Source organism: Mycobacteriales bacterium, assembly GCA_040902655.1.
GTDB lineage: Bacteria > Actinomycetota > Actinomycetes > Mycobacteriales > SCTD01 > SCTD01.
Map to the genome: position 1 here is coordinate 1 of JBBDWV010000005.1, position 21,087 is coordinate 21,087.

19 protein-coding genes are annotated in these 21,087 nt (G+C 73.0%); 2 read left to right on the top strand and 17 right to left on the bottom strand.

Annotated elements, in window-relative coordinates; all coding sequences use genetic code 11:
- Positions 1-56 precede the first annotated feature (56 nt).
- The 14 genes from WD794_01160 to WD794_01225 all read right to left on the bottom strand — a co-directional run bounded on the left by WD794_01160 (position 57) and on the right by WD794_01225 (position 16,829).
- Entirely contained in the window at positions 57-1,415 is a 1,359-nt protein-coding gene (locus WD794_01160; protein ID MEX2288920.1) for a wax ester/triacylglycerol synthase family O-acyltransferase, read from the bottom strand.
- Positions 1,416-1,470: 55 nt separating this feature from the next.
- Positions 1,471-3,444 (bottom strand): acetyl/propionyl/methylcrotonyl-CoA carboxylase subunit alpha, encoded by a 1,974-nt coding sequence (locus WD794_01165; GenBank protein ID MEX2288921.1) that lies wholly within the window; start codon positions 3,442-3,444, stop codon positions 1,471-1,473.
- Between the two features lie 5 nt (positions 3,445-3,449).
- Entirely contained in the window at positions 3,450-5,054 is a 1,605-nt protein-coding gene (locus tag WD794_01170) for a carboxyl transferase domain-containing protein (protein MEX2288922.1), read from the bottom strand.
- A 74-nt stretch (positions 5,055-5,128) separates the two neighbouring features.
- The gene (locus WD794_01175) at positions 5,129-6,568 is read right to left on the bottom strand and encodes a metallophosphoesterase (GenBank protein MEX2288923.1); all 1,440 of its coding nucleotides are present in this window, start codon (positions 6,566-6,568) and stop codon (positions 5,129-5,131) included.
- A gap of 25 nt (positions 6,569-6,593) precedes the next feature.
- Positions 6,594-7,364: an enoyl-ACP reductase FabI gene (fabI, locus tag WD794_01180; GenBank protein MEX2288924.1), complete on the bottom strand. Its 771-nt coding sequence runs from the start codon at positions 7,362-7,364 to the stop codon at positions 6,594-6,596.
- Positions 7,361-8,251 carry an acyl-ACP desaturase gene (locus tag WD794_01185; GenBank protein MEX2288925.1) on the bottom strand — a complete coding sequence of 297 codons (891 nt, stop codon included), beginning with the start codon at positions 8,249-8,251 and terminating at the stop codon, positions 7,361-7,363. Before WD794_01185 ends, fabI begins: the two co-directional genes overlap by 4 nt.
- Entirely contained in the window at positions 8,248-9,036 is a 789-nt protein-coding gene (locus tag WD794_01190) for an alpha/beta hydrolase (protein MEX2288926.1), read from the bottom strand. Before WD794_01190 ends, WD794_01185 begins: the two co-directional genes overlap by 4 nt.
- A 67-nt stretch (positions 9,037-9,103) precedes the next feature.
- Positions 9,104-10,327, bottom strand: a complete 1,224-nt coding sequence (locus WD794_01195; protein MEX2288927.1) for a beta-ketoacyl-[acyl-carrier-protein] synthase family protein — start codon at positions 10,325-10,327, stop codon at positions 9,104-9,106.
- Positions 10,324-10,584, bottom strand: a complete 261-nt coding sequence (locus tag WD794_01200) for an acyl carrier protein (protein MEX2288928.1) — start codon at positions 10,582-10,584, stop codon at positions 10,324-10,326. The genes WD794_01195 and WD794_01200 overlap by 4 nt, the downstream gene beginning before the upstream one ends.
- 39 nt (positions 10,585-10,623) lie before the next feature.
- The gene (locus tag WD794_01205; GenBank protein MEX2288929.1) at positions 10,624-11,565 is read right to left on the bottom strand and encodes a beta-ketoacyl-ACP synthase 3; all 942 of its coding nucleotides are present in this window, start codon (positions 11,563-11,565) and stop codon (positions 10,624-10,626) included.
- The gene (locus WD794_01210) at positions 11,562-12,428 is read right to left on the bottom strand and encodes an ACP S-malonyltransferase (protein MEX2288930.1); all 867 of its coding nucleotides are present in this window, start codon (positions 12,426-12,428) and stop codon (positions 11,562-11,564) included. Before WD794_01210 ends, WD794_01205 begins: the two co-directional genes overlap by 4 nt.
- 78 nt (positions 12,429-12,506) lie before the next feature.
- The gene (locus tag WD794_01215) at positions 12,507-13,637 is read right to left on the bottom strand and encodes a helix-turn-helix domain-containing protein (GenBank protein ID MEX2288931.1); all 1,131 of its coding nucleotides are present in this window, start codon (positions 13,635-13,637) and stop codon (positions 12,507-12,509) included.
- Between the two features lie 73 nt (positions 13,638-13,710).
- Positions 13,711-16,074 (bottom strand): glycosyl hydrolase family 65 protein, encoded by a 2,364-nt coding sequence (locus WD794_01220; GenBank protein MEX2288932.1) that lies wholly within the window; start codon positions 16,072-16,074, stop codon positions 13,711-13,713.
- Positions 16,071-16,829, bottom strand: coding sequence for a beta-phosphoglucomutase family hydrolase (locus WD794_01225; protein MEX2288933.1), 759 nt, complete (start codon positions 16,827-16,829; stop codon positions 16,071-16,073). Before WD794_01225 ends, WD794_01220 begins: the two co-directional genes overlap by 4 nt.
- 203 nt (positions 16,830-17,032) lie before the next feature.
- Between WD794_01225 and WD794_01230 the strand changes: the two genes are divergently transcribed.
- Complete coding sequence (locus WD794_01230; GenBank protein ID MEX2288934.1) at positions 17,033-18,349, top strand: AI-2E family transporter; 1,317 nt, start codon at positions 17,033-17,035, stop codon at positions 18,347-18,349.
- A 26-nt stretch (positions 18,350-18,375) separates the two neighbouring features.
- Positions 18,376-18,624, top strand: coding sequence for a hypothetical protein (locus tag WD794_01235; GenBank protein MEX2288935.1), 249 nt, complete (start codon positions 18,376-18,378; stop codon positions 18,622-18,624).
- A 107-nt stretch (positions 18,625-18,731) separates the two neighbouring features.
- On the opposite strand, the gene WD794_01240 is transcribed toward WD794_01235, so the two are convergent.
- The 3 genes from WD794_01240 to WD794_01250 all read right to left on the bottom strand — a co-directional run bounded on the left by WD794_01240 (position 18,732) and on the right by WD794_01250 (position 21,084).
- The gene (locus WD794_01240) at positions 18,732-19,526 is read right to left on the bottom strand and encodes a hypothetical protein (protein ID MEX2288936.1); all 795 of its coding nucleotides are present in this window, start codon (positions 19,524-19,526) and stop codon (positions 18,732-18,734) included.
- Positions 19,527-19,618: 92 nt separating this feature from the next.
- Positions 19,619-20,272 carry a CoA transferase subunit B gene (locus WD794_01245; protein ID MEX2288937.1) on the bottom strand — a complete coding sequence of 218 codons (654 nt, stop codon included), beginning with the start codon at positions 20,270-20,272 and terminating at the stop codon, positions 19,619-19,621.
- Positions 20,272-21,084 (bottom strand): CoA transferase subunit A, encoded by an 813-nt coding sequence (locus tag WD794_01250; GenBank protein MEX2288938.1) that lies wholly within the window; start codon positions 21,082-21,084, stop codon positions 20,272-20,274. Before WD794_01250 ends, WD794_01245 begins: the two co-directional genes overlap by 1 nt.
- Between the last annotated feature and the right edge of the window lie 3 nt (positions 21,085-21,087).

Genomic DNA, 21,087 nt, shown 5'->3' on the forward strand with positions numbered 1-21,087 from the left:
CCTTGCCAGCAAAGGAAACAGCCGCCGAACGCCGCCGCCCAACTCGTAACTTCGGGCTAGCGGACGACCTCGTCCAGGCCCTGCAGCGCCTCCTCGAGGTAGCCGAGCAGCCGCTGCAGGTGCGGAACCGTCCGCCGGCAGCCGGTCAGGCCGACGTGCACCTGACCGGCGTAGCTGGTCAGCGTGATGTTCAGGGCCTGCCCGTCGAGGGGGATGGACAGCGGGTAGAGCCCCTGCAGCCGCGCGCCGTTCCAGTACAACGGCTCACGCGGACCCGGCACGTTGGAGATGATCAGGTTGAACGGCGGCGGGGCCACCTTGTGCAGCGCCAGTACCGAGTTGAGCAGCAGCGGCGCCATCACCAGCCCGGAGAGGGCGGTGACCTGCGTCGGGTTCAGCCGCGCCAGCGTCGCCTTGCCCTGCTGCATCGAGGCGCGTACGGCGACCAGCCGGGCGCCGGGGTGCGCGAGGTCGGTGCCCAGGTTGCACAGGATGGTGCCCACCGCGTTGCTCGTCTCCGGGCTGTCCTCGGTCCGCAACGACACCGGCGTCATCGCGACCAGCGGACTCGCCGGCAGGGCGTCCAGCTCGAGCAGGTAGGCCCGCAGCGCACCCGAGCACATGGCCAGGACGACGTCGTTGAGCGTGGCGTCGCCGGCCGTGGCGATCCTGCGGAGGCGCTCGATCGGCCAGGACTGCGCCGCGAACCGCCGGCTGCCGCTGATGCCGACGTTGAGCATCGTGCGGGGCGCCTGCAGCGGCAGCGCGGCGGCCTGATGCCTCAGCGCGTCGTTGGCCAGCGACGTCAGCGTCGGGACCAGCCCGACGACGTCGCCGATCAACTGCAGCGCCGCCCTCGGCAGCGCGAGCCGCGAGGAGGGCTTCTCCTCGCGCGGGGGGCCGGTCGGGGCGCGGCGCGCCCACGGGACGGGGACGTCGCGCGCGTCGGGGTCGGGCGACAGCGTCCGCTGCAGCAGCCGCAGGGCCGAGACGCCGTCCATCAACGCGTGGTGGAGCTTGGTGTAGACCGCGAAGCGGTCGCCCTCCAGGCCCTCGACGAGGTGCGCCTCCCACAGCGGACGCCTGCGGTCGAGCAACGTGCCGTGCAGCCGGGAGGTCAGGGCCAGCAGCTCGCGTACCCGGCCCGGCTCGGGCAGCGCGGAGTGCCGGACGTGGTGCTCGAGGTCGATCGCCTCGTCCTCACGCCATACCCACTGGCCAAGGGTCAGCGGGGAGCGGTGTGGCCGTCTGGTGAACAGCGGCGCGACGTCCTGCACCTGGATGCAGTCGCGGTAGAGCTCACCGAGGTAGTCCTTGCCGGCACCCGCCGGCAGGTCGAACAGCTGCAGGCCACCGACGTGCATCGGCTGCTCGCGCGATTCGGGAAGCAGGAAGACCGCGTCGGTGACGGGCATCAGGGCCACGCTTCCCACCTCTTCCTGTCCAAACCGGGAGCCTAGACGCGGCAGCTCAGCCAGCCCCGCCGGGCGCCGACACCGTCGCGAGCAACTGCCCGACGGCGACCTGGTCACCTACGCGGACCGGCAGCGCCTCCAGCACCCCGTCGAAGGGAGCACCCAGCGCGTGCTCCATCTTCATCGCCTCGACGACCAGCAGCACGTCCCCCTTCCCGACGGTGTCGCCGACCTCGGCCCCGACCGCGATGACGGCTCCCGGCATCGGGCTGCGGACCTCCCCGTCGTGCGTCCCCGCACCCGCGCCCACCCGTTCCGGCGGCACCTCGTGCAGGGCGTACGTCGCGCCGTCCAGGTGCAGCCAGGTCGTCGCTCCATGGACGGTCAGCAGGACGCGTCCGGTCCGGCCGTCCACCGTCAGCAGCAGGCCGTCCGGCAGTGCTGTGCCGGCAGCCTGCAGCGGCTCGCCGGCACCGACCCGGACGGTCGCGGCGTCGGTCGTCCCTGTGGCGGTGATGCGCAGCGGCAAGCCGTCCGGCCCGGCGACGGTCCAGCTGCTGGGCGCGGTGCCGGACAGCCGCCAGCCGCCGACGGCCTCCCACGGGTCCCCACCCGGCCGCTGCTGCAGGCGGCAGAGTGCGAACGCGGCGTATGCCGCCGGCGGGACCGCTGCGCCGACCAGCCCGGCGAGCTCCCGCTCGACCAGGCCGGTGTCCAGCCGGCCGGCCCGGACCTCGGGGTGCCCGAGCAGCGCCCGCAGGAAATCGGTGTTGGTGCCGACGCCGAGCACGACGTTGGCGGCCAGGGCGCGGTCCAGCCGGGCCAGTGCGGTGGCCCGGTCCGGTCCCCACGCGATCACCTTGCTGAGCATCGGGTCGTAGGTCGTACCGACCTCGGCGCCCTCGAGCAGCGAGCTGTCGACCCGCACGCCCTGCTCTGCCGGCTCACGGACGAGCAGCGCCGGGCCGCCGGTCGGCAGGAAGCCGCCAGCGGGATCCTCGGCATAGATGCGCGCCTCCACTGCGTGCCCCGTGAGCCGGACGTCGTCCTGGGTGAAGGCCAGCCGCTCGCCGGCGGCGACCCGCAGCTGCTGCTCGACCAGGTCGAGGCCGGTGACGAGTTCGGTGACCGGATGCTCGACCTGCAGCCGGGTGTTCATCTCCATGAAGAAGAACTCGTCGGGCGCGTCGGCCGAGACGATGAACTCGACCGTTCCGGCGCCCGTGTAGCCGATCGACCGGGCGGTGTCGACGGCCGCCGCGCCGATCCGCGTCCGGCCGGCCTGGTCGAGCAGCACCGACGGAGCCTCCTCGATGATCTTCTGGTGCCGGCGCTGCAGGCTGCACTCGCGCTCGCCGAGGTGCACGACCGAGCCGTGCGTGTCGGCCAGCACCTGCACCTCGAGGTGCCGGGGCAGCCGGACGAAGCGTTCGAGGAACAGCGTGTCGTCCCCGAAGCTGGACGCGGCCTCGCGGCGGGCACTGACCAGAGCCGCTGGCAGCTCGGCCTTCTCGCGTACCAGACGCATCCCCTTGCCACCGCCGCCGGCGGACGGCTTCACCAGGACGGGGTAGCCGACCTCGTCCGCTGCCGCGTGCAGGTCGGCGTCGGTCATCCCCGGATCGGTGCGGCCGGGGACGACCGGCACACCGGCCGCGCGCACCGTCTGCTTCGCGCGGATCTTGTCGCCCATGACCTCGACGGCTCCCGCCGGCGGGCCGACGAAGGCCAGTCCGGCGTCGGCGCAGGCGCGCGCGAAGGCGGAGTTCTCGGCGAGGAAGCCGTAGCCGGGGTGCACCGCCTGCGCCCCGGTCCGGGCGGCCGCCTCCAGCAGCCGTTCCACACTCAGGTAGGACTCCCGGGCCGGCGCCGGACCCAGCCGCACGGCGACGTCGGCCTCCCGCACGTGCCGCGCCCCGGCGTCCGCGTCGGAGTAGACGGCGACGGCCCGGATGCCGAGGCGGCGCAGCGTCCGGGTGATGCGGACGGCGATCTCGCCGCGGTTGGCGACCAGAACGGTGTCGAACATGTGGGTCACATCCGGAAGACGCCGTAGGAGACCGGAGCCAGCGGCGCGTTCGCGCAGGTGGACAGGGCCAGACCGACCGCGGTGCGCGTGTCGAGCGGGTCGATCACACCATCGTCCCAGAGCCGCGCGGTCGAGTAGTAGGGGTTCCCCTGCTCCTCGTACTGCTCGCGGATCGGCGCCTTGAACGCCTCTTCCTCCGCTGCGCTCCAGCCGTCGCCGAGCTGGTCACGGCGGACGGTGGCAAGCACGGAGGCGGCCTGGTCCCCGCCCATCACCGAGATCCGCGCGTTGGGCCACATCCACAGGAAGCGCGGCGAGTAGGCCCGGCCGCACATCGAGTAGTTGCCGGCGCCGAAGGACCCGCCGATGACGACGGTCAGCTTCGGGACCCGGGCGCAGGCGACGGCGGTGACCATCTTCGCGCCGTGCTTGGCGATGCCGCCCGCCTCGTACTCGCGCCCGACCATGAAGCCGGTGATGTTCTGCAGGAACAGCAGGGGGATCGAGCGCTTGTCGCACAGCTCGACGAAGTGCGCGCCCTTGAGGGCGCTCTCGCCGAACAGCACGCCGTTGTTGGCGACGATGCCGACCGGGTGCCCATGCACGTGCGCGAATCCGGTGACGAGGGTGGCGCCGTACTCTGCCTTGAACTCCGCGAAACGGCTGCCGTCCACCAGCCGCGCGACGACCTCGCGCACGTCGTACGGCGTCCTCGGGTCCGCGGGGACGACGCCGTAGAGTTCGGCGGGATCGACGGCCGGCTCCTCCGGATCGCGGGTCTCCCAAGGCTTCGCGGCGCGCGGCCCGAGAGTGGAGACGATCCGGCGGACGATGCGCAGCGCGTGCCGGTCGTCGTCGGCCAGGTGGTCGGTCACCCCGGAGGTCCGGCTGTGCAGCAGGCCGCCACCGAGGTCCTCGACAGTGACGACCTCACCGGTCGCGGCCTTCACCAGCGGGGGTCCACCGAGGAAGATGGTCCCCTGGTCCCGCACGATGACGGCCTCGTCGGCCATCGCCGGGACGTACGCGCCGCCGGCGGTGCAGCTGCCGAGCACGGCGGCGATCTGCGCGATGCCCTGGGCGCTCATCGTCGCCTGGTTGAAGAAGATCCGGCCGAAGTGCTCGCGGTCGGGGAACACCTCGTCCTGACGGGGGAGAAAGGCACCGCCGGAGTCGACGAGATAGACGCAGGGCAGCCGGTTGTGCAGAGCCACCTCCTGCGCCCGCAGGTGCTTCTTCACCGTCATCGGGTAGTAGGTGCCGCCCTTGACGGTCGCGTCGTTGGCCACGACCACGCACTCGCGGCCGGAGACCCGCCCGATCCCGGTGATCAGCCCGGCGCCCGGCGCCTCGTCGTCGTACATCCCGTCGGCCGCCAGCGCCGACAGCTCCAGGAAGGGGCTGCCCGGGTCGAGCAGCGTGTCGACCCGCTCGCGCGGGAGCAGCTTGCCCCTCGCGGTGTGCCGCTCCCGGCTCCTGGGCGGACCGCCGAGCCGCGCCTGCTCGACCCGGCTGCGCAGGTCGTCGGCGAGCCGTCGCAGGGTGTCGGCGTTCTGCGCGAAGCCGGCGCTGCCGGGATCCGCACAGCTCTGGAGCCTGGCCTCGTCCACGGGCGAAGGTTAGCCGTCAGGCAGCGCCGGAGGGCCGGACCGGACGTGCGGGTCGGGCGGCCGCGTCCCCGGTCCTACACCGGCGGCTCGGCGCTCTTCGACAGGTCACCGTAGGACGACGGCGCCCGGCGCTCGACGGTCACCGAGCGCTGGCCGAGGCCGCCGACGGTGATGTCGTCGACGGCCAGCAACGCGCCCACCTCGTCGAAGTGCAGGACCGACATCTGCAGCGGCAGCGCCTCGCCCTCGTCGAGCGTGCGCAGCCCGGCCCCACCGGAGGATCCCTGGGTCAGCTCGAGGGTTCCGGCTCCCGTGCGGTGCCGCCGCTCGTGCGTGTGGCCGTCCAGGATCAGCGGCACCCTGCCGAAGAGCGGCTCGGCCACCTTCGGGTTGTGCACCAGGACGACGTCGACCGGAGCCGGGTCGTCATCGATCGCCGCCAGCAGCCGCTCCCCCGCAGCGAGCAGCTTTGCCTCGTTGGCCTCCGCGTCACCCTTCTGTGCCTTGTTCGGCCGGAACAGCGGGTCGCCGATGCCGGCGAAACGGATCCCCGCCACCTCGACCACCTCACCGGCCTCGAGCGCGCGGGCGTTCGGCTGCTTCTCGATGAAGGCCTGCGTGACGATGCGCGAGTCGTGGTTGCCCCGGGCGTAGAGGTAGGGCACACCGAAGGTGCCGATGCGACTCAGCAGGCGGTTCTCGACCTCGCTGCCCACGTCGACGATGTCGCCGGTGTCGACGATCGCCGAGACGTCGAACTGCTCGAGAAGCTGGCTCATGACCGTGAAGCTCTGTGGATTGTTGTGGATGTCGGACACCCACAGCACCCGGGTGCTGTCCGCGGGCGGCGCGGCCGGCAGGGTCGCCAGACTGCCGTAGACCCCGGCGACGTTGGCCGTCAACTGCGCGAGGCGCTCGCTGTAGGCGTCGAAGTCCTGCACCCGGCCGATCAGCGCAGGCGCCTGGATGAGCAGACCGTCGAAGGTCGGCTCGTTCAGCGCCTCCGTGCGCAGCGTCGTGGCGGCGACGGTCGCCGACGCAGCGAGTGCGAGCGCGGCCATCGCCGTGCCGCCGAGGACGGCTCGGCGGCGACGGAACACCACCGCACAGGTGAGGGCCGCCGCGGCCAGGGCCACCAGCAGCGAGCGCGCCGCGGCGGCGGCCAGCGCGTCCTGGGAGTCCGCGGTGACTTGTGCCGTCACGGTGCGGCCGGGGTTGCTGGCCCCCAGCAGCGCGCGTGCCCGCGCCGGGTCGATGCCGGTGACGGTCGCACTGACCTGCAGCGGCCCCGCGTGTGTCGGCAGCTCCAGCCGCCCCAGCGGCGGCACACCGACCGTGATCCCGCCGGACAGCGAGGGTACGAGCGACAGCCGCGTCTCGAGCGGCCCGATGTCGTGCGAGATGGTTCCCCACGCGGTCATCGCCGCGGCCGCAGACAGCAGCCCGACCGCGGTGACCGCCGCCCGACCCTCCAGCCACGGCCTCAGGCGCGATCGGCACCCGCGCTCCTCCACGGCGTCACAGTAGCCGCGGTGGTGATCAGACGCCGACGGCGCTGAAGCCCCCGTCGACGTAGACGACGGTGCCGGTGGTGGCCGGGAACCAGTCGGACAGCAGGGCCACGCAGGTGCGCGCGACAGGCTCCGGGTCGCGTACGTCCCAGCCCAGTGGGGCGCGCTCGGCCCAGGCCTGCTCGAACTTCTCGAAGCCGGGGATGCTCTTGGCCGCCATCGTCTTCAGCGGCCCGGCCGCGACGAGGTTGGCCCGCACACCGTGCGGGCCCAGGTCCCGGGCGAGGTAGCGGTTCGCCGACTCCAGGCCGGCCTTGGCCACACCCATCCAGTCGTACGCCGGCCAGGCCACCCGCGCGTCGAAGTCCAGGCCGACGTACGACCCGCCGCGGGTGAGCATCGGCAGGCAGGCGCCGGCCAGGGCGGGGTAGGACCAGGTCGACACGTGCAGCGCGGTACCGACGTCGGCCCAGTCGGTCTGCAGCACACCCGAGCCGAGCGCCCCCGCCGGCGCGAAGCCGATCGCGTGCAGCACACCGTCCAGCCCGTCGACGTGCTCACCGACGCGCTTCGGCAGCATCTGCAGGTCGTCCGGCGAGGTGACGTCCAGCTCGACGACCGGCGGCTCACCGGGCAGCCGGCGGGCGATCCGGGTGGTCAGCGACATCGCCCGGCCGAAGCCGGTGAGCACGACGGTGGCGCCCTGCTCCGCAGCGGTACGCGCCACGGAGAAGGCGATGGACTGCTCGGTCAGCACACCGGTGACCAGCAGCCGTTTGCCCTCGAGCAGCCCGGTCATGCGGAGACCCGCTCACGGCGCGACAGCAGCCGTTCCACCCGGGAGTCCAGCTCGGCCAGCACCAGGGAGAGGTCCCCGCGCGCCTCCTCCGCCTCCGCCGGCAGCCCCTCGAGCTCGAAGATGTCCCAGTAGCGCAGCAGCGGTGCGACGACGTCGTCCCGGTGCACCTGCAGGTCATAGATGCCGGCCTTGGCCACGACAGCGGCCCGGCGGGTGAAGCCCGGGATGCCGGTGCCGGGCATCGTGAAGCCGGCCACCTCCTGGACGATCGCGCGCAGCGCCGCAGCCGGCTCGGCCTCGAGCGCCGCCTGCATCAGGTCGCGGTAGAGCACCATGTGCAGGTTCTCGTCCGTCGCCACCCGGGCCAGCAGCCGGTCGAGGCCGGGGTCGTCGGAGAGCCGGCCGGTGTTGCGGTGCGAGACCCGCGTGGCCAGCTCCTGGAAGGCGACGTACGCGATCGTGCGCAGCAGGTCCTTGTCCGGCGCGCGGAAGCCGCCGGAGACGGTCGCCATCCGGTCGACCTCGAGTGCGACCGGGTCGACGGCCCGAGTGACGACGAGGTAGTCGCGCAGCACGATGCCGTGCCGGCCCTCCTCGGCGGTCCACCGATCGAGCCAGGCCCGCCACGGCTCGGAATCGCCGTAGATGCGTACCAGCTCGCCGTGGTAGCCGGGCAGGTTGTCCTCGGTCAGCAGGTTGAGCGCGACGGCGGCGCGTACGGGTGCGGTCAGCCGGCTCTGCGTCTGCTCCCACGGCAGCTCGGCGTAGTCGCTGCCCTGCTCCCAGGGCACGTACTCGTGCGGGAGCCAGTCCTGGGCGATCGACAGGTGCCGGTCCATCGCCTGCTCGAGGCGGTCGGTGAGGTGCTCGGACAGCGTGCCATTCATGAGGCCTCCGAAAAATGTCGGGCCAGGGCGTCGGCGGCGTGCGCCGGCGCCGTCCAGAAGACGCCGCCGGCGGGGAGGGTGACCAGGGCGGCGTCGGGGAGTGCGGCGGTGAGCTCGACGGCGAGCTCGAGGGCGTGCAGCGGATCCTCCTCCTGCGCCACGACGAGGGCGGGCGCTCTGACGGTGGCCAGCACGGCCCGGTCGTGCACCGGCCGGTCCGGCCGGCGTGGCCGGGGGGCCGGCCGGGTGACCAGCCCGGCCGCACGGCGGCGCAGCAGCAAGGCCACTCCGCGCCGGGAGCGGACGTCGGGCGGCAGCTCGGCGAGCAGCAGCTCGGTGACGGCGTCGATGTCCTGATCGTCGATCGCCTGGCCCAGCCGGCGGATCGCCAGGGTGGCACCGTCGTCGCGGCCCTCGTCGATCGCCGCCGGCATCACCATCGCGATCCGCTCGAACCGCTTCGGGTCCCGGGACAGCACCCGCAGCAGCGCGCCGGAGCCGACGGACAGCCCGACAGCCTGGGTGGCGCCGCTGGCGTCGGCGACCGAGAGCAGATCCTCGGCGAGCAGGTCGTAGTCCCAACCGTCCTCCAGTGCGTCGCTCGCGCCGTGGCCGCGGAAGTCGAGCAGCACCCGGGTGCCGGGGACGCGTGCGGACAGCGGTCGCGTCTCGGCCGACGACCCGCCCAGCCCGTGCGCGAAGACGGTGACCGGGCCGCCGCTGCCGTGGACGGTGTAGGCGACGCCGCCGAGTGTGCCGGTGGTCGGGAGCAGGGTGGAGCTCACAGCGACGGGGGCCGGTGGTCGTTCCGGTGCCGGTTCTGCTGCCCGCCCGGCACCTCGTCGCGGCTGGTCATCGGGTGAGCACCAGCGAGACGTCGTGGCCCCCGAAACCGAAGGACGTGCTGAGCGCGACCTCGTGGGGGTGCCGGCGTCCGACGGTGCGGACGGCGTCCACGTCGGCAGCGTCGTCCAGGTCGTCGAGGTTGCGGATCGCCGGGACGACACCGGACTTCAGGGCCAGGACGGCGGCGATCGCCTCGACGGCGCCGGCTGCCCCGAGCAGATGCCCGGTGCAGGACTTCGGCGCGGTGACGGGCGGGCGGTGCGCGCCGAGGGCGATGTTGAGTGCCCGCGCCTCGGCCAGGTCGCCGAGCGGGGTGGAGGTGGCGTGCGCGTCGATGTGGCCGACCTCGTCCGGACCGACACCGGCGTCGCGCAGGGCGGCGGTGATGCTCCGGGCCGCGCCCGCCCCACTCGGATCCGGGGCGGTCACGTGGTGGGCGTCGCTGGCCAGGCCGGCGCCGGCCAGCCGGCCGTGCACGGTGGCTCCACGGGCCGCGGCGTGCGCCTCGGTCTCGAGCACCAGCACGCCGGCGCCCTCCCCGAGCACGAAGCCGTCGCGCCCCTTGTCGTACGGCCGGCTGGCGGCCTCGGGAGCGTCGTGCCGGGTGGACAGCGCGCGCATCTGCGCGAAGCCCGCCAGCGGCAGGGGGTGGACGCACGCCTCGGCGCCACCGGTCACGACGACGTCGGCACGACCCGAGCGCAGCAGCTCGAGCGCCACCGCGAGCGCCTCGGCGCCGGAGGCACAGGCACTCACCGGGCAGTGCACACCGCCGCGGGCGCCGATCTCGAGGCCGACCGTCGCCGCCGGTCCGTTGGGCATGAGCATCGGCACGAGGTGCGGGCTGACCCGGCGGGGGCCCTTCTCGCGAAGCACCTCGTTCTGTCCGAGGATCGTCAGCGCCCCGCCGATGCCGGATCCGATCACGACGGCGAGCCGCTCGGGAGCGACCTCGGGCGCGCCGGCGTCGGACCACGCCTCACGCGCCGCGACCAGCGCGACCTGCTGGACCCGGTCGAGCGTGCGCGCCTCGACCCGGTCGAGCCGGTCGGTCAGGTCGACGGTGGCAGCCAGCCGCGCCGGCAGATCAGCGAACTCCGGCCCGTCGAGCAGCCGCACCCCGGAGCGCCCGCTGAGCAGGCCCTCCTCGAGCGCATCGACGTCGGGACCGAGCGGCGTGAGCGCGCCCAGGCCCGTGATGGCGACCCCGCGGGTCGGTGTTGAGGTCACTTGTCCGCCCCGGAGATGTGGTCGACGGCGTCGCCGACGGTGCGCAGACCCTCGAGGGCCTCGTCCGGGATCCGGACCTCGAAGCGCTCCTCACAGGCCACGACGACCTCGACCATGGTGAGTGAGTCGATGTCGAGGTCGCCGTCGAAGGTGGCCGTCGGGACGACCTTGTCGGCCGGTGTGCCGGCGACCTCCTCGAGTACCTCGGCGAGTCCGGCGAGCAGCTCGGCCTTGGACATGGTGGAAGCGGTGGTCATGAGATCTCCTTGGTGTATGTGGGGTTCAGGGACATGTGTTCAGGGACAGTGGACGACGGAGCCGGCAGCGGTGAGCCCGGCGCCGAACCCGAGCAGCAGGACGGGGTCGCCGCGGCGCACCGCCCCCTCCTCGACGAGGCGGGTGAGGGCGAGCGGGATGGAGGCGGCGCTGGTGTTGCCGCTGTCCACCACGTCGCGGGCGACCACGACCGACGGCGGCAGGCCCAGGCTCTTGACGACCGACTCGGTGATACGCAGGTTGGCCTGGTGCGGGACGAAGGCCGCCAGCTCGGCCGGCTCGATGCCGACCTGCGCGCAGGCCCGGCGGGCCAGGCCGGGCAGGGCGGTGGTCGCCCAGCGGTAGATCGCCCGCCCGTCCATGCGCATCAGCAGTGGTGAGCCGTCGATGACCAGCCGGTCGGCCTGTCCCCCGTCGTTGGCCCACACGACCCGGCCGATGCCGTCCTGCTGCGTCGGCCCGACGACGGCCGCGCCGGCCCCGTCCCCGAACAGGAAGGCCGTCCCGCGGTCGTCGGGGTCGACCAGCGGGAGCAGCTTCTCGGAGCCGATGACGAGCACGTGGTCGGCGGTACCCACCCGTACCGCATCCGCCGCCAGGGCCAGGGCATAGGTGAAACCTGCACAGCCGGCGCCGATGTCGGAGCCGCCGGCGTGGTGGGCGCCCAGCCGGTAGGCGATCTCGGGGCTGCCGCCGGGCAGCGGCCCGGGCATCGAGCAGGTCGCGAGCAGGACCAGGTCGACGTCGGCCCCGGTCACACCGGCGGCGGCCAGTGCCTTGCCGCCGGCGGTGACGGCCATGTCGACCACCGACTCGTCCTCGCCCGCGACGCCGCGCGTGACGATGCCACTGCGCTCGCGGATCCACGCGTCGCTGGAGTCGATCCGCTCGGCGATGAGCACGTTGTCGACCCGCAGCGCCGGTCGGTGCGCCCCGACGCCGAGCAGACCGACGCCTCTCACGCCGTCACCAACAGGTCCTCGGGCGTACGCAGCGCGGTCACGGTCAGGTCCGGCCGGCCCCGCTTGACCAGCCCGGCGAGAACTCCGGCCGGGGCGAGCTCGACGGCCGGCCCGGTCGCCGCGGCCAGGCAGAGGTCGAAGCGGACCGGGCGGGTCAGCTGGCCCACCAACCGGTCGAGCAGCGCCCGCCCGTCCCGCAGCGCTGCGCCGTCGGCATTGGCCAGGACGTCGCACTGCGCCTCTCGCGGGTCAAGCTGGGCGACGAGGGCGGCGAAGTCGGGCACCGCCGGCGCCATGGCGGTGGTGTGGAAGGCGCCGGCGACGTCCAGGCGGCGCACCCGTGCGCCGCTGGGCGGCCTCCAGGCGTCGAGCGCCTCGACCGGACCCCCGACCACCAGCTGACCCGCGACGTTGACGGTGGCCAACTCGAGCCCGGCCTCGGCCAGCGCATCCTCGTCGAGCGAGCCACCGAGCACAGCCGCCATGCCGGTGGGCCGTGCCGCCGCGGCCTGGGCCATCAGCCGGCCACGACCGGCTGCCAGCACGACCGCCTCGTCGTCGGTCAGCACGCCGGCCAGCGCCAGCGCCGACAGCTCGCCGACGCTGTGGCCGCAGACCTGCGTGGGACGGTTCCCGCCGAGCAGCGCCCGGCCGCTCAGCAGGGCGAGGGCCGTCAGCAGCGGCTGGGCCACCTCGGTGCGGCGGACGACGTCGGCCGGCGCGGCGGTGCCGAGCTGGAGCAGGTCGAGGTCGCTGAGTTCGGACCAGCGACCGATCGAGGCGGCGGCATCGGGGAACTCGAGCCAGGCGCGCAGCATTCCGCTGGACTGGGCGCCCTGACCGGGCGAGAGAAGGAGAGGCACCCCTACAGACTGCCCGCCGTACGGCCGGAGGAACGCAGCCGGCCCAGACGGAGAACCGCGCCAGGGATTGTCCGTAACCTACAACGCCCGGACACGCCCGAGGAGCAGTGCGAGCCTGACGACCAGCCCGTCACGGGGAGTCGTGATGTCGTGACCGGTCACCTCGGCCAGCTTCCTGAGCCGGTAACGGACAGTGTTCGGGTGCAGGAAGAGCGTGCGCCCGGCGCCCTCGACCGAGCCCCCGCCCTCGAGGTAGGCGGCCGCGGTGGCCAGCAGGTCGCCGCCCGCACGTTCGAGTGGCCTGTAGACCTCCTCCAGCAGCCGGCGGCGGGCCGCCTCCTCGCCCAGAACGGCCCGCTCGGCCAGCAGCAGGTCCGAGGCGACGGGCCGGGGGGCCTGCGGCCAGGCCCGGACAGCCGCCAGGCCGGCCAGCGCCTCCTGCACCGACGGCGACGCGGTGGCGAGCTCGGACGCGAGCGGGCCCACGACGACCGGGTCCGCCGGGAGCGCCGCGGCGAGCTGCGCCACCGCGGACTCCACCGAGGTGGTACCGCCGACGACGAGCACCAGCGCCGCGGCGACCTCACCCGTCAGCAGGGACAGCCCGCTGTGCCGGGCGCCGGCCCGCAGCTGGGGCAGGTCGAGGTCGGGTGGCGCCGGCGCAGCGAGGGCGACCACCCAGTCCACCCGGCTCCAGCCGAGGGACGTCGCCCGCGAGAGGGTCAGCTCGCCGGCGTGGCCACGCACCAGCGCATCGACGATGCCGGCCTCGACCCGCGAGTCCCAGGCGCCGCGCGACTCGGCCGCCGCGGCGTAGACGTCGGCCGCGGCGAAGGCGATCTCGCGGGAGTAGCGGAGCACCGCCTCCGACAGGACCGCCTCGTCACCGGGAGCAGCCAGCGACGGCACCGCCTGCTCCACGACACCGACGACCACCCTGATCAGCTGGACGGTCTGCTTCAGGTTGACCGAGCGCGCGAGCTCGCGGGGTGCGGCGGCGAACACCTCCGGCCCGACCGGCAGCGGCTGGCCCGGCCGGCGCAACCACTGGGCAAAGGCCGACAACCCGGCCTGCACGACCAGCCCCACGTACGACCGCTGTTCGGCCGGCAGTGCCCCGAACCACGGCAGGTCCTCCATCGCCCGGACACAGGTGCTGCTGAGCGCGGACGACGAGCGCTGTACGCGCTGCCAGGTCGCCTGCGCCACGCCACCTCCTGATCGGTTCCGGTCGTGCCAGGACTGTGCCAGAGGCGCGGACGGAGCGTCCGGTCAGCTGCAATCAGGTGGTCCGGCGGCGGGCCGGGGTGCGTCCGGTGGGCTGGGCCGGCGGCGTCTCGCCGTTGGTCCGGTGCTCCAGTGGCCGGGTCACCGGGTCACCGGCCTTCAGCTCGAGCTCTTCGTCCAGGTGCCGGACGACCAGCAGCTCCTCGCCACGTAGCAGCTCGTAGCGGACCGACTGGGGCAGGACCTCGACGTGCAGCACGCCCGTGCCGCGGACCAGCCGGAACGCGAGCCGGTCCAGACCCTCCGGCAGGCCGGGATCGAAGAACAACATCCCTGCCTCGTCGCGCATCCCGCCGAAGCCGGCGACGAGCGCGGTCCAGCCGCCGGCGAGGGAGGCCATGTGCAGGCCGCCTGCCGTGTTGGCATGCAGGTCCCGCAGGTCCATAAGCAGCGCCTCGGCGGCGTAGTCGTAGGCCAGGCCGAGATAGCCCACCTCGGCGGCGAGCACCGCCTGCGTGCCCGACGAGAGCGAGGAGTCCCGCACCGTGAGGGGCTCGTAGTAGTCGACGTTGCGCCGCTTCTGCTCGGGGGTGAAGGCGTCCCCGCACAGCTGCATCGCGAGCACGAGGTCGGCCTGCTTGACGACCTGCTTGCGGTAGAGCTGGAAGTACGGGTGGTGCAGCATCAGCGGGTACTCCTGCGCGGTGGTCGCCGCGAAGTCCCACCGGGCGTGCGCGGTGAAGCCCTCCGACTGCGGGTGCACGCCCAGCACCTCGTCGTACGGCACATGCATCGCGGCCGCGGCGTCCCGCCAGGCCGCGACCTCCTCGGCGCCGACGCTCAGCAGCGCGGCGAGGTCGGGATGGCGGGCCGCGACGTCGGCGGCGGCGCGCAGGTTGCGGGCCGCCATGAGATTGGTGAACACGTTGTTGTCGGCGACCGCGCTGTACTCGTCCGGGCCCGTGACGCCGTCGATCCGGAACGCCCCGCTCATCGTCCGGTGGCCCAGCGACAGCCACAGCCGTGCGGTCTGCACGAGCAGGTCGACGCCGATCTCGCGTTCCAGCGCGATGTCTCCCGTTGCCGCGACGTGCCGGGCGAGCGCGACGGCGATGTCGGCATTCACATGGAAGGCCGCAGTGCCGGCCGGCCAGTAGCCCGAGCACTCCTCGCCGTTGATGGTGCGCCACGGGAAAGCAGCCCCGCGCAGCCCCAGCACGGCCGCCCGTTCGATCGCCAGGGGCATTGTCGAGTGCCGCCAGCGCAGGACGTCGGCAGCCGCACCGGGGGTGGTGTGGGTGAGCACCGGCAGCACGAACGTCTCGGTGTCCCAGAAGGCATGTCCGTCGTAGCCGGGACCGGTGAGGCCCTTGGCCGAGATGGGCCGGCGCTCGCCGCGCGCCCCTGCCTGAAGGACGTGGAAGAGTCCGAAACGGACCGCCTGCTGCAGCTCGGGGTCGCCGTCGACCTCGACGTCGGCGCGATCCCAGAAGGCATCGAGATACTCCCGCTGATCGGCCACCAGCGCGTCCCATCCGGTGGCGCAGGCAGCCGTCAACGCAGCAGCGACCTGGTCCCGGACCGCGGGCAGTGAGCGGTGCCCTGACCAGCCGTAGGTCACCAGTTTGATCACCCGGAGCCGCTGGCCGGGCTGGAGCCGGGCGGTGATGCTGGTCCGGGCCCAGTCCTCGACCGCGTCGGCGCCGATGTCGACCACCACCCCGTCGGGTGCCTGCACGACGTGCTCCATCGCCGCGGCCACGCGGATGCCACTCGACCGGGTGCGGTGCACGAGGTGCCCGCTGGTGCCGGCCGCCGAGAACTCCTCGGAGATCAGCGGGTGGGCCAGGGCGGCTGCCGCTCGAGGGTCGCCCTTGGCCAGCTCGACCAGCTCCTCGTCGGCCACCAGCTCCGACTGGATGACCACGCGCGCGGGGGCGCCGACCGGCTCGACCTCATAGCAGAGCGCGACCACGGCCCGCTGGGTCAGCGACACCATCCGGCGTGACCGGACGAGGACCTTTTGGCCCGCGGGTGAACTCCACTCCACCTGTCGGTCCAGCAGGCCGGCCCGGAAGTCCAGGCAGCGCTCGTGCCGGCGCAACTCGCCGTACCGCACGTCGAACGGCTCGTCGTCGACGAGCAGCCGGACCAGCTTGCCGTTGGTGACGTTGATGACCGCCTGACCCGACTCCGGGTAGCCGTAGCCGCCCTCGGCGTGCGGCAGCGGGCGGTGCTCCCAGACCGAGTTGAGATAGGTGCCCGGCAGCACATGCGGATCGCCTTCGTCGAGGTTGCCGCGCAGCCCCACGTGGCCGTTGGAGACGGTGAACAGCGACTCGGTGCGGGCGAGCCGTTCGAGGTCGAGCTGCGGCTCGCGCAGGCACCATGGCTCGACCGGGAAGCCTTGCCGGTTCATGCAACCTCCAGCAGCTCGTCGAGCTCGCGCACGACGCGGTGGGCGCCGGCGCGACGCAGCGCCTCCGCCTGGCCTGCGCGGTCCACGCCGACGACGTACGCGAATCCTCCCGCAGCGCCGGCCTGCACGCCGGCAAGCGCATCTTCGAAGACCGCCGCGTCGTGCGGCCCACCGCCGAGGCCGGCCGCTGCGGCCAGGAAGGTGTCCGGCGCCGGTTTGCCGGCCAGGCCCTGCTCGCGCGCGACCAGCGCATCCATGCGCAGGTCCAGCAGCGGGGCCAGACCGGTCACCTCCAGCACCTGCCCGGTGTTCGCGCTGGAGGAGACGACCGCCGTGCGCAGGCCGGCGGCGCGTACCGCCTCGAGGTAGCGGACCGAAGGCGCGAAGACCTCCACTCCGTCCCGGTCGATCAGCGCGAGCACCAGCTCGTTCTTGCGGGCACCGAGCCCGTGCACCGTCTCCCGGTGCGGGCCGTCGTCCGGGTGGCCGTCCGGCAGCGCGATGTCCCGCGACTGCAGGAAGGACCGGACGCCGTCGGCCCGCGGCTTCCCGTCCACATACCGCGTGTAGTCGCTGCCGGGATCGAAGGGGACGAAGGCCGGCCCGTCACGCTCCTGCAGGTAGGCGTCGAACATCGACGCCCACGCGACGGTGTGCACGGCGGCGGTGTCGGTGAGCACCCCGTCGAGGTCGAACAGGCACAGGCGCACACCCTGGGGAAGCCCCAGCTGGCGGAGGGGTTCTGTCGTCGGCACAACTCTCCTCGGTTCGGCAGGGTCTCCTCGGTTCGGTCGGGTCGACGCGGTCCGGTCAGGTGGGCCCGATGCGGTGGCGTCGGCTCGGTCCGGTCGAGCTCCCCGACTCGCTGGCGGCACTGCCCCGCCCTCCCCTCTATATGGCATCCGACACCAGACGCGGCACGGAGTCGCCGGAGTGCAGGTGGGGCAGGCTGCGGGACGTGAGCACTGACGACCAGACCGGGAACGATGTCATGCGCAGCGGCGCCGGGTCCGCACCGGCCGTCGCGTGCCCGTCCGGTGAAGGGAGCGAGACCTCCCTCCCACGCGAGGCGACCTCCCGCCCACGCGAGGCGACCTCCCACGCACGCGAGGCGGCCGCAGGTGCGGCATTCGCCCGGGCGGCGACCGCCAGCGGACGCTTCCTGCTCGTCGTGCTCGCGGTCCTCGTGCTCGGTTACCTGGCCGGCAAGCTCTGGGTCGTCCTGCTGCCCGTCCTGCTCGGGCTGCTGCTCGCCACCGTCCTGTGGCCCCCCGTACGCTTCCTGCGCCGACACCGAGTTCCCGCGGCCCTGTCGGCGCTCAGCGTCCTGCTCGCCGCGCTGCTGCTGCTCACGGGAGTGGTGGGCGGGCTCGCGCCACAGGTCACCGGGCAGGCGCAGGAGTTGGCAGATCAGGTGGCGGCCGGCCTGGGCGAGCTGCAGAAGGGACTGACAGGGCCGCCGTTCAACCTGGGTGAGGAGCAGATCGGCTCGACCGTCGACAACGTCATCCGGGAACTGCAGGCCAACGCCCGCAACATCGCCACCCGCATCCTGACCGGCGCGGCCGCGGCCGGTTCGGCGGTGCTGACCGGGCTGCTCGCCGTGGTGCTCTGTTTCTTCTATCTGAAGGACGGGCCGAAGTTCCTGCCCTGGCTGGGCACGCTGGTCGGCTCCCGCGCGGCGCCGCACGTCTGCGCAGTCGCCGAGCGCTCATGGGCCACGCTGTCCGGCTTCATCAAGGCACAGGCGGCGGTCGGCCTGGTCGACGCGGTCTTCATCGGGATAGGGCTCGTCGTGCTCGGGGTGCCGCTCGCGCTGCCGCTGGCGGTGCTGGTCTTCTTCGGCGCCTTCATCCCCATCATCGGGGCTGTGGTCAGCGGTGCCCTGGCGGCGCTGGTCGCCCTCGTCACCAACGGCCCGACCAGCGCGCTGATCGTGGTTGTCCTGGTGCTCGTCGTCCAGCAACTGGAAGGCAACGTCCTGCAGCCGATCCTGGTCGGACGAACCCTTGACCTACATCCGGCGGTCGTCATCCTGGCCGTCACCGCAGGTGCCACGCTGGCCGGCATCACCGGCGCCTTCCTGTCCGTGCCGGTCGTTGCGGTGGCCGCTGTAGGCATCCGTTACGCGCGCCAGCAGTTCGCGGAGGTGGAGCCCGGAGCCCCTCCGCCGCCGACTCCGTCCGCCCAGCCGGAGCCCGACGGGGCTGAGGAGATCACCACCGCAACCGGGCCGTCCTCGCATACTCGGCCTCAGCCGGGGCAGGAGAGGTGAACGCTTTCCCGAAAAGGAGCATATTCGTGACCAGGCCAGGAACTGCAGGAGAGAGCACCGACAAGTCGGCCGCCGAGAAGTCGGCCGAAGCCAGCACGTCGCCGCCGCCGAACAAGCCGGGAGCAGTCGACGCGGCACCGGCACGGAGCACGACCGACAAGGACACCGGCACGAAGGCCCGCACCGTCAGGTCCGGGGAGGACGAGCCTCCGGACGGGAACCCGCCGGTGAGAGGACGCAACCCCGAGAACGCGAAGAACTCCCCGCTGGGCTAGCAGCGACCGCATGCCACTCGGCCCGCTGCTCGGGTCGGAGGGCGGCTTCTGTCCCCCGACGTGCTGCAACGCCCGAGAGCCGCCGGCCTGTGTGACCAGGGCGGCGGCTACCCGGGCTTGTGCGGGACGCGGCGCTGCTCGCCGCGCAGGCGCAGGCCGTCCCAGTTGCCGAACTCGCTCTCCGGAAGCCACTGGCTGGCCCAGTAGAGAGCACCGTAACGCTTCTGCATCCCCGCGGCCCAGTCGCTGTCGAGCATCCGCGCCGCGTCCTGCGGTGTCCGCCAGACGCAGAGCAGGTAGCACGCCCCGCCGCTACCCAGCCCCACGACGCTGCGCAACAGCGCCGGGTCGGCGAACAGGCGCCGCCGGTACCGGGCGATGCGCAGCCAGGCGGCCGGGAACCGCCGCCGCGGCGTCTGCACGCTGAAAACGGCACCGCCGACGCCCTTCATCTGCTCACGTGCCCGCCGCGCCTCCGGTGACGAGTCGAAGCTGATCACGCCATCCGGACCGACGATCTCGCTCAGCACAGGGGGCAGCAGGTGACCGGCCGGTGGTGTCGGTGAGGGGGCCTGCGGGGCGAAGCTGACGCCGGCCCAGGTGCCGACCTCGTGGGCCGTCGGCCGCCAGCGGACCAGCCACAGCGAGCTGAGCAGCCGGGAGAAGCCCCACATGATGTCGCCGTGCGCGTCCGAGCGCATGAACTCCTGCATCTCGTGGCGGCTGCGCCAGGCCGTGATGGTCCAGAACTCCGTGGGGCTGGACACGACGCTCGCCCAGCGCACCACGCCCTCCGTGTGGCCCAGCTGCCGACGCACCCGCCGCGTCGCGATCATCATCGGCGGAAAGGAGAAGATGCTCCGCAGCCGCGATCGGGTGGTCACAATCAGCAGCTCGGTCACTCGCCGACCTTAAGCGCGTCGGCCCTGGCGCGAAAGCCGAAGCCAGCACGGCCGTCCCGCCGGTCGGTGCGGACTCAGGTCCCGGCAGCGGCCTAATCGGCCTGCGTCAGGTCGGGAGCGACGGTGAACGCTGCACCGGTGCTGTCCCGGACGTCCTGCAGCCGCACGCCGGGTGCCGTCTCACGCAGGACGAGGCCGTCCTCCGTCACGTCCAGGACACAGAGATCGGTGATGATCCGCTGCACCACGCGCCGGCCGGTGTAGGGCAGGGAGCATTCCTCGACGACCTTGGGCGCGCCGTCCTTGGCGACGTGCTCCATGAGGACGATGACCCGCTTCGCGCCGTGCACCAGGTCCATTGCTCCGCCCATGCCCTTGACCAGCTTGCCGGGCACCATCCAGTTCGCCAGGTCACCCCGCGCCGAGACCTGCATCGCCCCGAGCACGGCCGCGTCGATGTGCCCCCCGCGGATCATCGCGAAGGACGTCGGCGAGTCGAAGAAGGACGCTCCCGGCTGCGTCGTCACCGTCTCCTTGCCGGCATTGACGAGGTCGGGGTCGACCTCGTCCTCGTACGGGTAGCGGCCGGTGCCGAGGATGCCGTTCTCGCTCTGCAGGACGACGTGGACGTCCGGCGGCAGGTGGTTCGGGATGAGCGTCGGCAGCCCGATGCCCAGATTGACGTACTCCCCGTCGCGCAGCTCGCGCGCGGCCCGGGCGGCCATGTCGTCGCGTGTCCAGGCCATCAGGACCCGAGCTCCTCTCCGGCGCCGGCGGCCGGTGCGTCCGGCCGGACGCTGGTCGTCCGCTTCTCGATCCGCTTGTCGTCCGCCTGCTCCGGCGTCAACGCGACCACCCGCTGTACGAACACGCCCGGCAGGTGCACCTCGTCCGGCGGGATCTCCCCCGGCTCGACGATCCGCTCGGCCTCCAGCACCGTGAGCCGTCCCGCCATGGCGGCGGCGGGATTGAAGTTGCGGGCAGCGGCATGGAAGACGGCGTTGCCGTGCCGGTCGGCCACGGCCGCCCGGGCGAGGGCGACGTCGGTGACGATGCCCTCCTCGAGGACGTACTCGCGGCGGCGCCCGCCCAGCGAGAACTCCCGCACCTCCTTGGGCGGGGAGGACATGGCCACGCCGCCGTCCGGGTCGTACCTCCACGGCAGCCCGCCGTCCGCGACCATGGTCCCGACGCCCGTCGGTGTGAAGAAGGCGGCGATGCCGGCTCCCCCGGCCCGCATGCGTTCGGCGAGGGTCCCCTGCGGCGTCAGCTCGACCTGCAACTCGCCGCCGAGGAACTGCCGCGCGAATTCCTTGTTCTCGCCGATGTAGGAGGCGATGACGCGGTCGATACGTCCCTGGGCCAACAGCACCCCCAGACCGGCGCCGTCGACGCCGCAGTTGTTGGAGACGATGGTCAGCCGACTCGCGCCCTGCTCGAGCAGGGCCGCGATGAGCACCCATGGAATCCCGGAGAGCCCGAAGCCGCCGACCGCGATGCTCGCGCCGTGCGGGATGTCGGCCACCGCCTCGGCGGCGTTCGTGACGAGCTTGTCCAACGC

Bases quoted from the DNA above. Each gene is read 5' to 3' on its own strand.
- WD794_01160 (MEX2288920.1), bottom strand. From the start codon at position 1,415: ATGCCCGTCACCGACGCGGTCTTCCTGCTTCCCGAATCGCGCGAGCAG.
- WD794_01220 (MEX2288932.1), bottom strand. From the start codon at position 16,074: ATGAACCGGCAAGGCTTCCCGGTCGAGCCATGGTGCCTGCGCGAGCCG.
- WD794_01165 (MEX2288921.1), bottom strand. From the start codon at position 3,444: ATGTTCGACACCGTTCTGGTCGCCAACCGCGGCGAGATCGCCGTCCGC.
- WD794_01245 (MEX2288937.1), bottom strand. From the start codon at position 20,272: ATGGCCTGGACACGCGACGACATGGCCGCCCGGGCCGCGCGCGAGCTG.
- WD794_01200 (MEX2288928.1), bottom strand. From the start codon at position 10,584: ATGACCACCGCTTCCACCATGTCCAAGGCCGAGCTGCTCGCCGGACTC.
- WD794_01185 (MEX2288925.1), bottom strand. From the start codon at position 8,251: ATGAATGGCACGCTGTCCGAGCACCTCACCGACCGCCTCGAGCAGGCG.
- fabI (MEX2288924.1), bottom strand. From the start codon at position 7,364: ATGACCGGGCTGCTCGAGGGCAAACGGCTGCTGGTCACCGGTGTGCTG.